General features: G+C 69.4%; 10 protein-coding genes. 1 reads left to right on the forward strand and 9 read right to left on the reverse strand.

Going from position 1 to position 12680, the window contains the following annotated elements:
- Window positions 1-78: 78 nt before the first annotated feature.
- Window positions 79-1332, forward strand: coding sequence for a fumarylacetoacetase (fahA, locus tag G3I40_RS01225; protein WP_164300266.1), 1254 nt, complete (start codon window positions 79-81; stop codon window positions 1330-1332).
- A gap of 161 nt (window positions 1333-1493) precedes the next feature.
- On the opposite strand, the gene recQ is transcribed toward fahA, so the two are convergent.
- From recQ to G3I40_RS01270, 9 genes are all read right to left on the reverse strand, one after another.
- Window positions 1494-3422, reverse strand: coding sequence for a DNA helicase RecQ (gene recQ / locus G3I40_RS01230; RefSeq protein WP_164300267.1), 1929 nt, complete (start codon window positions 3420-3422; stop codon window positions 1494-1496).
- 147 nt (window positions 3423-3569) lie between these two features.
- Window positions 3570-5219: an NADH-quinone oxidoreductase subunit NuoN gene (gene nuoN, locus G3I40_RS01235; RefSeq protein WP_164300268.1), complete on the reverse strand. Its 1650-nt coding sequence runs from the start codon at window positions 5217-5219 to the stop codon at window positions 3570-3572.
- Window positions 5216-6790, reverse strand: coding sequence for an NADH-quinone oxidoreductase subunit M (locus tag G3I40_RS01240; protein WP_164300269.1), 1575 nt, complete (start codon window positions 6788-6790; stop codon window positions 5216-5218). Before G3I40_RS01240 ends, nuoN begins: the two co-directional genes overlap by 4 nt.
- Before the next feature lie 5 nt (window positions 6791-6795).
- A complete protein-coding gene (gene nuoL / locus G3I40_RS01245) occupies window positions 6796-8691 on the reverse strand; it encodes an NADH-quinone oxidoreductase subunit L (protein WP_164300270.1) in 1896 nt (631 codons plus the stop codon).
- 13 nt (window positions 8692-8704) lie between these two features.
- Window positions 8705-9004, reverse strand: coding sequence for an NADH-quinone oxidoreductase subunit NuoK (nuoK, locus tag G3I40_RS01250; RefSeq protein WP_111663767.1), 300 nt, complete (start codon window positions 9002-9004; stop codon window positions 8705-8707).
- Window positions 9001-9810 (reverse strand): NADH-quinone oxidoreductase subunit J, encoded by an 810-nt coding sequence (locus G3I40_RS01255; protein ID WP_164300271.1) that lies wholly within the window; start codon window positions 9808-9810, stop codon window positions 9001-9003. Before G3I40_RS01255 ends, nuoK begins: the two co-directional genes overlap by 4 nt.
- Window positions 9807-10436 (reverse strand): NADH-quinone oxidoreductase subunit NuoI, encoded by a 630-nt coding sequence (gene nuoI / locus G3I40_RS01260; RefSeq protein ID WP_164300272.1) that lies wholly within the window; start codon window positions 10434-10436, stop codon window positions 9807-9809. The genes G3I40_RS01255 and nuoI overlap by 4 nt, the downstream gene beginning before the upstream one ends.
- Window positions 10429-11802 (reverse strand): NADH-quinone oxidoreductase subunit NuoH, encoded by a 1374-nt coding sequence (nuoH, locus tag G3I40_RS01265; protein ID WP_164300274.1) that lies wholly within the window; start codon window positions 11800-11802, stop codon window positions 10429-10431. Before nuoH ends, nuoI begins: the two co-directional genes overlap by 8 nt.
- Before the next feature lie 11 nt (window positions 11803-11813).
- Window positions 11814-12680, reverse strand: an 867-nt coding sequence (locus G3I40_RS01270; RefSeq protein ID WP_164300273.1) for a molybdopterin-dependent oxidoreductase, incomplete at its 5' end; no start/stop codon positions are given.

Here is a 12680-nt window from a genome sequence, read left to right on the forward strand (position 1 = left end):
TAGACACTGCCCGAACGGGCGCCTCCCACGTAACGTGAGCCGCACCCAACGGAAGTGAGGCAGGTAGGCATGGCTGGCATGTCCGACACGACTGGCACGACCGGCACCACCGGGCACACCCCGCTCGACCTCCCCGAGGGCGACCCCTTCGGCCCGCACAACCTCCCTTACGGCGTCTTCTCGTACGCGGACCAGGCGCCCCGCGTCGGCGTCCGCATCGGCGACCACGTCCTGGACGCGGGCGGCGCGGCCGCGGCGCTCGGCTCCCCGTACGTCTCGCTCCTGGCCCGGCCGACGCTCAACTCCCTGATGGCGGCGGGCCCGACGGCCTGGTCCGACGTGCGCCGCGCCCTGACGGCCTGGGTGACGGTCCCGGCCCACCGCGACACCGTCCTGCCCCACCTGCACCCCCTGTCCTCGGTGACGCTGCACCTGCCCTTCGAGGTCGCGGACTACGTCGACTTCTACGCCTCCGAGAACCACGCCTCGAACCTCGGCCGTCTCTTCCGCCCCGACGAGGAGCCGCTGAAGCCCAACTGGAAGCACCTGCCCGTGGGTTACCACGGCCGCTCCGGCACCGTCGTGGTCTCCGGCACGGACGTGGTGCGCCCCTCGGGCCAGCGCAAGGGCCCGGGCGACCCGTCCCCGGTCTTCGGCCCGTCGGTCCGCCTCGACATCGAGACGGAGGTCGGGTACGTCGTCGGCGCCCCGTCGCCGCAGGGCTCGTCCGTGCCGCTGTCGTCCTACCGCGACCACGTCTTCGGCCTCTGCCTGCTCAACGACTGGTCGGCCCGCGACATCCAGGCCTGGGAGACGGTGCCGCTGGGCCCGCACCTCGGCAAGTCCTTCGCGACGTCGATCTCCGCATGGATCACCCCACTTGAAGCCCTGGACGCGGCGCGGGTGGCCCCGCCCGAGCGCACGGTGCCGCTGCTGCCCTACCTCGACGACGCCTCCCCGGACGTCGACCCGGCGGGCTACGACCTGCGCATCACGGTCTCCCTGAACGGCCACGTCATCTCCGAGCCCCCCTTCTCCGGCATGTACTGGACCGGCGCCCAGATGCTGGCCCACATGACGGTGAACGGCGCCTGCCTGCGCACCGGCGACCTCTACGGCTCCGGCACGATCAGCGGCACCGAGGACGACGAGCGCGGCTCCCTCATCGAGATCACCTGGAACGGCCGCGACCCCCTCGAACTCCCCGACGGCAAGCGGGGCTTCCTGGAGGACGGCGACGTGGTGACCCTGTCCGCCTGGGCCCCCGGACCGGACGGACTGCGGGTGGGCCTGGGCGAGGTGACGGGCCGGATCGTGCCCACGACGCACTGAGCCCCTGCCCCTGAATCGCCGAACCCGCCGAACCCGCGCTACGCGGCCGGTGCGGGCCGCCCCCGGGCGTCGTCGCCGGTCGCGGCGACGACGCCCGCCGTCATGCCGACGGCCGCGTCGATCCTGCTCACCGCATCCGTCATGCGCTCCCCCTCATCGGTTCACCAGTCCACGTCCTCCATGTCGGGCTCGGGGCCGAAGTCCGGCTCCGGTTCCGCCTCCTGCTCGCCCCCGGTGGCCTGCGGGCCGGACCCGTCGTGTCCGGCCAGCACCGCGAGCACGCCCTCCCCGTACGTCGCCAGCTTCTTCTCGCCGACGCCGCCGATCGTCCCCAACTGGGCCAAAGACGTGGGTCGTTGAAGGACGATCTCGCGCAGCGTCGCGTCATGGAAGATGACGTACGCGGGCACCCCGTTCTCCTTCGCCTGCGCGCCTCGCCAGGACCGTAGCGCCTCGAAGGCGGGCACCAGCTCCTCGGGCAGCTCGGCCGCGACGGTCTTGGCCTTGCGCTCCCCGCGCGCGGCGCGCGCCGCGGCCGGCTTCGGCGCCTCCTTGCGCAGCAGTACCTCACGCTGACGCCCGAGCACGCTCGCACTGTCCTCGGTGAGCACGAGTGTCCCGTACTCGCCCTCCACGGCGATGAGCGACTGGGCCAGCAACTGGCGGACCACGCCCCGCCATTCGTTCTCCGACAGCTCGTCGCCGATGCCGAAGACGGAGAGCTGGTCGTGGTCGAACTGGATGACCTTGGCGGTGCGCTTGCCCAGCAGGATGTCGATGATCTGGCCCGCGCCGAACTTCTGTCGCCGCTCGCGGTCGAGCCGCACCACGGTCGACAGGATCTTCTGCGCGGCGACCGTGCCGTCCCAGGTCTCGGGCGGGGTGAGGCACGTGTCGCAGTTGCCGCAGGCCTGCGCCCCCTCCTGGCCGAAGTACGTGAGCAGCTGCGCCCGGCGGCACTGCACCGTCTCGCACAGCGCCAGCATCGAGTCGAGGTGGGAGGCGGCCCGGCGGCGGAACGCCTCGTCGCCCTCCCCCATGTTGATCAGCTTCCGCTGCTGTACGACGTCCTGCAGTCCGTACGCCATCCAGGCCGTGGACGGCAGGCCGTCGCGGCCGGCGCGGCCGGTCTCCTGGTAGTACCCCTCGACGGACTTGGGCAGGTCCAGGTGCGCGACGAAGCGGACGTCCGGCTTGTCGATGCCCATGCCGAACGCGATGGTCGCGCAGACGACGAGCCCCTCCTCGCGCAGGAACCGGGACTGGTGCCTGGCGCGCGTGCCCGCGTCCAGGCCCGCGTGGTACGGCACCGCCTCGATCCCGTTCCGGCAGAGGAACTCGGCCGTGGCCTCCACCGACTTGCGCGACAGGCAGTACACGATGCCCGCGTCGCCCTCGTGCTCCTGCTTCAGGAAGGTCAGCAGCTGCTTCTTCGGGTCGGACTTGCCGACGATCCGGTACTGGATGTTGGGCCGGTCGAAGCTCGCCACGAAGTGCCGGGCGTCCGGCATGCCCAGGCGCTGGGTGATCTCCTGGTGCGTGGCGTGCGTCGCCGTCGCGGTGAGGGCGATGCGCGGCACGTCGGGCCAGCGCTGGCCGAGGACGGACAGCGACAGGTAGTCCGGCCGGAAGTCGTGCCCCCACTGGGCGACACAGTGCGCCTCGTCGATGGCGAAGACGGAGATCTTGCCACGCGAGAGCAGATCGAGGGTCGAGTCGAGACGCAGCCGCTCGGGCGCCAGATAGATGACGTCCAGCTCGCCCGCGAGGAACTCTGCCTCGACGGTGCGCCGCTCGTCGAAGTCCTGCGTCGAGTTCATGAACCCGGCGCGCACGCCGAGCGCCCGCAGCGCGTCCACCTGGTCCTGCATCAGCGCGATCAGCGGCGAGACGACGACGCCCGTGCCCGGTCTGACGAGGGCCGGGATCTGGTAGCAGAGCGACTTGCCACCGCCGGTCGGCATGAGGACGACGGCGTCGCCGCCGCTCACCACGTGCTCGATGATCGCTTCCTGCTCGCCGCGGAAGGCGTCATACCCGAAGACGCGGTGGAGCGTGGCAAGCGCCTCGCTCTCCGTCACCTCGCTCATACCCTCAGTCCCGTCCGTCGTCTCGACTTCTGCAGCAACCATAGGGGGCGGGACCGACAGCCCCCGAAGTTATCCACAGGCTGGGGGTTCAGACGGCGAAAGCCCGGCCCCCACCCCGGGACCGGGCTTCCGACGGACGCGTCGGCGCTACCGCACGAACACTCCGGCCTGGCTCGCCAGGTCCAGGAAGTACTGCGGCGCGAGGCCGAGCACGATGGTGACGGCGACGCCCACCGCGATCGTCGTCATGGTCAGCGGCGACGGCACGGCGACGGTCGGCCCGTCCGCCTTCGGCTCGCTGAAGAACATGAGGACGATCACCCGGATGTAGAAGAACGCGGCGATGGCCGACGAGATCACACCGACCACGACGAGCGCGCCCGCACCGCCCTCGGCCGCCGCCTTGAACACGGCGAACTTCCCCGCGAACCCGGAGGTCAGCGGGATGCCGGCGAAGGCGAGCAGGAAGACCGCGAAGACCGCCGCGACCAGCGGGGACCTGCGGCCGAGCCCCGCCCACTTCGACAGGTGCGTCGCCTCGCCGCCCGCGTCGCGCACCAGCGTCACCACGGCGAAGGCGCCGATCGTGACGAAGGAGTACGCGCCCAGGTAGAAGAGGACCGACGAGACGCCGTCGGGGGTCGTGGCGATGACACCGGCCAGGATGAAGCCGGCGTGCGCGATCGAGGAGTACGCGAGGAGCCGCTTGATGTCGGTCTGCGTGATCGCGACGATCGCGCCGGCCAGCATCGTGACGATGGCGACGGCCCACATGACCGGCCGCCAGTCCCAGCGCAGGCCCGGCAGGACCACGTACAGGAGCCGCAGCAGCGCGCCGAAGGCGGCCACCTTCGTCGCCGCCGCCATGAATCCCGTCACCGGCGTCGGGGCGCCCTGGTAGACGTCCGGCGTCCACATGTGGAACGGGACGGCGCCGACCTTGAACAGCAGCCCCATGACGACGAGCGCCATGCCGATGAGCAGCAGCGCGTCGTTGCCCATGGTGCCCGCGAGGGCGGGGTCGATGCTCTGGACCGCACCGTCGGCGACGTCCGCGATCGTGGCGTACGAGACGGAGCCCGCGTAGCCGTACAGGAGCGCGATGCCGAACAGGGTGAAGGCCGAGGCGAAGGCGCCGAGCAGGAAGTACTTGACCGCCGCCTCCTGCGACATGATCCGCTTGCGGCGGGCCAGGGCGCACAGCAGGTACAGCGGGAGCGAGAAGACTTCCAGGGCGACGAACAGCGTCAGCAGGTCGTTGGCCGCCGGGAAGACCAGCATGCCGCCGATCGCGAAGAGCGCGAGCGGGAACACCTCGGTGGTGGTGAACCCGGCCTTCACCGCGGCCTTCTCGCTGTCGGTGCCGGGCACGGACGCGGCCTGTGCGGCGAACGAGTCGATGCGGTTGCCGTGCGCCTCCGGGTCGAGCCTGCGCTCGGCGAAGGTGAAGATCGCGACCAGCCCGGCCAGCAGGATGGTCCCCTGCAGGAAGAGTGCCGGGCCGTCGACGGCGATCGCGCCCATGGCCGCGATGTGCGCCTTGGTGGTGCCGTACCCGCCGGCCGCCAGTGCCACGACGGCCGCGAAGGCGGCCGCGAGCGCGACGACGGCCAGGAACACCTGCACGTAGTAACGGGACTTGCGGGGCACGAACGCCTCGACCAGGACCCCCAGGACGGCGGCACCGATAACGATCAAGGTGGGCGACAATTGCCCGTATTCGATCTTGGGTGCGTCGATCTTGGAGATCGGATCGGCGGCAGTTGTCCACAGGCTGTGGACGGCTGATGCACTCACTTGTGGGCCGCCTCCACTTCCGGCTTCGGGTCCTTCTTCTGGACGTCGGACATGGTGTGCTTGACCGCCGGGTTCACCAGCTCGGTGAGCGGCTTCGGGTAGACACCCAGGAAGATCAGTACGCCGATCAGCGGGACCACCACCGCCAGCTCGCGCACCCGCAGGTCGGCGATGCCCTCGGTCGAGGGCTTCACCGGGCCGGTCATGGTGCGCTGGTAGAGGACCAGCGTGTAGAGCGCGGCGAGGACGATGCCGAAGGTGGCGATGATGCCAATCACCGGGTAGCGCGTGAACGTGCCGACCAGGACCAGGAATTCACTCACGAAGGGCGCGAGCCCCGGCAGCGACAGCGTGGCCAGACCGCCGATCAGGAACGTACCGGCGAGCACCGGGGCGACCTTCTGCACGCCCCCGTAGTCCGCGATGAGCCGCGATCCGCGCCGCGAGATCAGGAACCCGGCGACGAGCATCAACGCGGCTGTCGAAATACCGTGGTTGACCATGTAGAGCGTCGCGCCGGACTGGCCCTGGCTGGTCATCGCGAAGATGCCCATGATGATGAAGCCGAAGTGCGAGATCGACGCGTACGCCACCAGGCGCTTGATGTCGCGCTGGCCGACCGCGAGGAGCGCTCCGTAGACGATGCTGATGAGCGCCAGCACGAGGATGACCGGCGTCGCCCACTTGCTCGCCTCCGGGAACAGCTGGAGGCAGAAGCGGAGCATCGCGAAGGTGCCGACCTTGTCGACGACTGCCGTGATCAGTACGGCGACCGGGGTGGTGGCCTCGCCCATCGCGTTCGGCAGCCACGTGTGCAGCGGCCACAGCGGGGCCTTCACCGCGAAGGCGAAGAAGAACCCGAGGAAGAGCCACCGCTCGGTGCTGGTCGCCATGTCGAGCGAGCCGCTGGCCCGCGCCTGCGCGATCTCCTGGAGCGAGAAGTTCCCCGCGACCACGTAGAGACCGATGACGGCCGCCAGCATGATGAGACCGCCGACGAGGTTGTAGAGGAGGAACTTGACCGCCGCGTACGAGCGTTGGGTGGCCGCCTCCTTCTCGCCGTGCGGGCCCGCGCGGTCGCCGAAGCCGCCGATGAGGAAGTACATCGGGATGAGCATGGCTTCGAAGAAGATGTAGAAGAGGAAGACGTCGGTGGCCTCGAAGGAGATGATCACCATCGCCTCGACCAGCAGGATCAGGGCGAAGAAGCCCTGCGTCGGCCGCCACCGCGTGTTCCCGGTCTCCTGCGGGTCGGCGTCGTGCCAGCCCGCGAGGATCACGAACGGGATCAGCAGCGCGGTCAGCGCGAGGAGCGCCAGCCCGATGCCGTCCACACCCAGTTCGTAACGGACCCCGAAGTCCTTGATCCAGGAGTGGGATTCGGTCAGTTGATAGCGGTCGCCGTCCGGGTCGAAGCGGACCGCGACCACCGCCGCGCACACCAGCGTCGCGAGCGAGAAGAGCAGCGCGAGCCACTTGGCCGCGGTGCGCTGCTTCGCCGGCACTGCGGCCGTGGCGATCGCGCCCACGGCCGGGAGCACCGCCGTCGCTGTCAGCAGAGGAAAGGACATCGGTATCAGACCGCCCTCATCAGCAGGGTCGCGGCGACGATGACCGCCGCACCGCCGAACATCGAGACGGCGTACGAGCGCACGTAGCCGTTCTGTAGCTTGCGCAGCCGGCCGGAGAGGCCGCCCACGGAAGCCGCCGTCCCGTTGACCACCCCGTCGACCAGGGTGTGGTCGACGTAGACGAGCGAGCGCGTCAGGTGCTCGCCGCCGCGTACGAGGACGACGTGGTTGAAGTCGTCCTGGAGCAGGTCGCGGCGTGCGGCCCGGGTGACCAGCGAACCGCGCGGGGCGACGGCCGGGACCTCGCGGCGCCCGTACTGGAGCCAGGCGATGCCCACGCCGATGACCAGGGCCACCATCGTGGCGCCGGTGACCACGCCCGCACTGATCGGGGCGTCACCGTGGTCGTGCCCGGTGATCGGCTCCAGCCAGTGCAGGAAGCGGTCGCCGATCGAGAAGAAGCCACCCGCGAAGACCGAGCCCACGGCGAGCACGATCATCGGGAGCGTCATGGACGAGGGCGACTCGTGCGGGTGCGGCTCCTGCCCCTCGGCGTCGGGCTGCCAGCGCTTCTCGCCGAAGAAGGTCATGATCATCACGCGGGTCATGTAGAACGCCGTGATGGCCGCGCCGAGGAGGGCGACGGAGCCGAGGATCCAGCCTTCCGTCCCGCCCTTCGCGAACGCCGCCTCGATGATCTTGTCCTTCGAGAAGAAGCCGGACAGGCCCGGGAAGCCGATGATGGCGAGGTACCCGAGGCCGAACGTCACGAAGGTGACCGGCATGTACTTGCGCAGCGCGCCGTACTTCCTCATGTCCACCTCGTCGTTCATGCCGTGCATGACCGAACCGGCGCCGAGGAAGAGCCCGGCCTTGAAGAAGCCGTGCGTCACCAGGTGCATGATCGCGAAGACGTACCCGATGGGGCCGAGGCCCGCGGCGAGGACCATGTAGCCGATCTGCGACATCGTCGAGCCGGCGAGGGCCTTCTTGATGTCGTCCTTCGCGCAACCGACGATCGCACCGAACATCAGCGTGACCGCACCGACGATGGTGACGACGAGCTGCGCGTCCGGCGCGCCGTTGAAGATCGCCCCGGACCGCACGATCAGGTAGACGCCCGCGGTCACCATGGTCGCGGCGTGGATGAGGGCCGAGACCGGGGTCGGGCCCTCCATCGCGTCGCCGAGCCAGGACTGCAGCGGGACCTGCGCCGACTTGCCGCACGCGGCGAGCAGCAGCATCAGGCCGATCGCGGTGAGCTTGCCCTCGGACGTGTCACCGACGCTGTCGAGCACCGGCTTGAAGGCGAACGTCCCGAAGGTCGTGAACATCAACATGATGGCGATGGAGAGCCCCATGTCGCCGACCCTGTTGACCAGGAACGCCTTCTTGGCCGCCGTGGCCGCGCTCGGCTTGTGCTGCCAGAAACCGATGAGGAGGTACGAGGCGAGGCCCACGCCCTCCCAACCGACGTACAGCAGCAGGTAGTTGTCGGCGATGACCAAGAGGAGCATCGCCGCGACGAACAGGTTCAGGTAGCCGAAGAAGCGGCGGCGCCGTTCGTCGTGCTCCATGTACCCGATCGAGTAGATGTGGATCAGCGTGCCCACACCGGAGATCAGCAGCACGAACGTCATCGACAGCTGGTCCAGCTGGAAGGAGACGTCCGCCTGGAAGCCCTCGACGGGGATCCAGCTGAACAGGTGCTGGCCGAACGTGCGGTCCTCCGGGGCCTTGCCGAGCATGTCGGAGAAGAGCACGCAGGCGATGACGAAGGAGACGGCCGCGAGCAGCGTGCCGAGCAGGTGGCCCACCCGGTCCAACGCCCGCCCGCCGCACAGCAGTACGGCCGCTCCGAGCAGTGGCGCCGCTACCAGCAGCGCAATCAAGTTCTCCACTGGTTGCGACCCCTTACAGCTTCATCAGGCTGGCGTCGTCGACCGAGGCCGAGTGGCGCGAACGGAACAGCGACACGATGATCGCGAGCCCGACGACGACCTCCGCGGCGGCGACGACCATCGTGAAGAACGCGATGATCTGGCCGTCGAGGTTGCCGTGCATCCGGGAGAACGCCACGAACGCGAGGTTGCACGCGTTCAGCATCAGCTCGATGCACATGAAGACCACGATCGCGTTCCGCCTGATGAGCACGCCAGTGGCGCCGATCGTGAACAACAGGCAGGCGAGATACAGGTAGTTGACCGGGTTCACTTCGACGCCTCCTCTGAACGTCCCAGACGGTCGGCCGAGCGCTGCTCCAGGGCCTTGAGGTCGCTCAGCGCCTCACCGGAGACGTCCCGGATCTGGCCGCGCTCGCGCAGCGTCTGCATGACCGTGAGCTCCGAGGGGGTGCCGTCGGGCAGCAGGCCCGCGATGTCCACCGCGTTGTGCCGGGCGTAGACACCCGGGGCGGGCAGCGGCGGCAGGTGCTTGCCGTCGCGGACGCGCTCCTCGGACAGCTCCCGCTGCGTCTTGGCCCGTTCGGTGCGCTCGCGGTGCGTGAGCACCATCGCGCCGATCGTGGCGGTGATCAGCAGGGCGCCCGTGATCTCGAAGGCGAAGACGTACTTGGTGAAGATGAGGGTCGCAAGGCCCTCCACGTTCCCGTTGGCATTCGCCTTGCCGAGACCGTTGAACTCCTTCAGCGACGCGTTCGCGATACCCGCGACCAGCAGGATGCCGAAGCCGAGCCCGCACAGGGCGGCCAGCCAGCGCTGCCCCTTGATGGTCTCCGCGAGGGAGTCCGCGGCGGTGACACCGACGAGCATGACCACGAAGAGGAACAGCATCATGATCGCGCCCGTGTAGACGACGATCTGCACGATGCCCAGGAAGTACGCGCCGTTGGCCAGGTAGAACACCGCGAGGATGATCATCGTCCCGGCCAGGCACAGGGCGCTGTGCACGGCCTTGCGCATCAGGATCGTGCACAGGGCGCCGATGACGGCGACCGTGCCGAGGACCCAGAACTGGAAGGCCTCACCGGTGGAGGTGGAGTACGCGGCGAGCTCTGTCATGCCTCCGCCCCCTCGGCCTCTGCCGTCTCGGCCGGCTTCTCGCCCTTGGAGACGGCCACTTGGGGAACGGTGCCGGGGGCGGCCTCGGTGACCAGACCCCGGTAGTAGTCCTGCTCGTCCGTCCCGGGGAAGATCGAGTGCGGCGACTCGACCATGCCTTCCTCCAGGCCGGCGAGCAGCTGCTCCTTGGTGTAGATCAGGTTGGCCCGGCTGCTGTCGGCCAGCTCGAACTCGTTGGTCATCGTCAGCGCGCGCGTGGGGCACGCCTCGATGCACAGGCCGCACAGGATGCAGCGGGCGTAGTTGATCTGGTAGACGCGGCCGTACCGCTCGCCCGGGGAGTAGCGCTCCTCCTCGGTGTTGTCCGCGCCCTCCACGTAGATGGCGTCCGCCGGGCAGGCCCATGCGCACAGCTCGCAGCCGACGCACTTCTCCAGGCCGTCCGGATGGCGGTTGAGCTGGTGCCTGCCGTGGAAGCGGGGAGCGGTGGTCTTCTGCTGCTCCGGGTACTGCTCGGTCAGCCGCTTCTTGAACATGGCCTTGAAGGTCACGCCGAAGCCGGCCACGGGGTTCATGAACCCCGGCTTGGTGTCCTTCTCGCTCTCGTTCCCGTTCTCGTCAGCCATCGGACGCCTCCTTTCCGTCACGAGATCCGCCAAGTGATTCGTCACTCGCAGTATCGGGGCCGCCACTGACAATCAACTCCCGCTCCTGGCGCGAGCGTCGTCGCGGGACGGGCGGCAGCGTCTGTCCGGGCAGCGGCGGCACGGGGAACCCGCCGGCCATCGGGTCGAAGGCCGCGGGTTCCTCCGCTGCCGCCGGGTCCTTGCCTCCCCGGTCGCGGAAGATGTCCACGACGAACGACAGGAGCAGGATCACGAGGATGGCCCCGCCCACGTACAGGGCGATGGAGGCGAAGTCGTAGTCCTCGTTGCGCAGGGTCCGCACGGTCGCCACGAGCATCAGCCACACCACGGAGACCGGGATGAGGACCTTCCAGCCGAGCTTCATCAGCTGGTCGTAGCGCACGCGTGGCAGCGTGCCGCGCAGCCAGATGAAGAAGAACAGCAGCAGTTGGACCTTGATGACGAACCAGAGCATCGGCCACCAGCCGTGGTTCGCGCCCTCCCAGAACGTGGAGACGGGCCACGGTGCGCGCCAGCCGCCCAGGAAGAGCGTCACGGACACCGCGGAGACCGTCACCATGTTCACGTACTCGGCGAGCATGAACATCGCGAACTTGATGGACGAGTACTCGGTGTTGAAGCCGCCGACGAGGTCGCCCTCGGACTCCGGCATGTCGAACGGGGCGCGGTTCGTCTCGCCGACCATCGTCACGATGTAGATCAGGAACGACACGGGCAGCAGCACGATGTACCAGCGGTCGTGCTGCTGGGCGACGATCTCCGAGGTCGACATCGAGCCCGAGTACAGGAACACCGAGGCGAACGCGGCGCCCATCGCGATCTCGTACGAGATCATCTGCGCGCACGACCGCAGGCCGCCGAGCAGCGGGTACGTCGACCCGGACGACCAGCCGGCGAGCACGATGCCGTAGATGCCGACGGAGGCGACCGCGAGGATGTAGAGCATCGCGATCGGCAGGTCCGTGAGCTGCATCGCCGTACGGTGCCCGAAGATCGAGATCTCGTTGCCGGACGGGCCGAACGGGATCACGGCGATCGCCATGAAGGCCGGGATCGCGGCGACGACCGGAGCAAGGATGTAGACCACCTTGTCCGCGCGCTTGACGATCAGGTCTTCCTTGAGCATCAGCTTGATGCCGTCAGCGAGCGACTGGAGCATGCCCCAGGGGCCGTGCCGGTTCGGGCCGATGCGCAGCTGCATCCAGGCGACGACCTTGCGCTCCCACACGATGGAGAACAGGACCGTCACCATCAAGAAGGCGAAGCAGAAGACCGCCTTGACGACGACCAGCCACCACGGGTCGGTGCCGAACATCGACAGGTCTTCGAGGGCGAGTGGACTCACTCCCGTGGAACTCATGACTGCACCTCCGGGGCCGCGGCGAGCGCCGGGCCGATCTTCACCAGGTCGCCGGGGACGGCACCGGTGTCCGAAGCGACGCCCCCGCCCGCGGAGTTGAGCGGCAGCCACACCACGCGGTCCGGCATCTCCACGACCTGCAGGGGCAGTTCGACCGGGCCCGCGGGACCGGTGACGGCCAGTACGTCGCCGTGCTTGACGCCCACCTCGGCGGCCGTGGCGGCGGACACGCGCGCGTGGGCCGCATGCCGCGTCCCGGCGAGCGCGTCGTCGCCCTCCTGGAGGCGGCCCTGGTCGAGCAGCATCCGGTGCCCGGCGAGAACGGCCTCCCCGGCGGCGGGGCGCGGCAGCTGCGCGCCGGACTCCAGGGGCCCGGAAGCGTGCGGACCGTCCCAGTTGCCGAGCCGGTCCAACTCGCCGCGTGCGGCGTGCAGGTCGGGCAGCCCCAGGTGGACGTCCATCGCGTCGGCCACCATCTGCAGCACGCGCGCGTCCGTGGGCGCGACTCGGCGCGTCATCTGCTCGGGCTTGAGCGCGGCCTCGAACATCCGGGCCCGCCCCTCCCAGTTGAGGAAGGTGCCGGCCTTCTCGGCGACCGCGGCCACCGGGAGCACGACGTCCGCGTGCGCGGTGACCTCGCTGGGCCGCTGCTCCAGGGAGACCAGGAACCCGACCTCGTGAAGGGCTTCACGCGCGCGTGCCGGGTCCGGCAGGTCGGCGACCTCGACGCCCGCCACCACAAGGGCACGCAGCTCGCCGTTGGCCGCGGCCTCCACGATCTGGCCGGTGTCGCGCCCGTGGCGGTGCGGCAGTGCGGCCACGCCCCAGGCGGCGGCGACCTCCTCCCGCGCGCGCGGGTCGGT

This window comes from Streptomyces sp. SID14478, assembly GCF_010548525.1.
Lineage (GTDB): Bacteria > Actinomycetota > Actinomycetes > Streptomycetales > Streptomycetaceae > Streptomyces.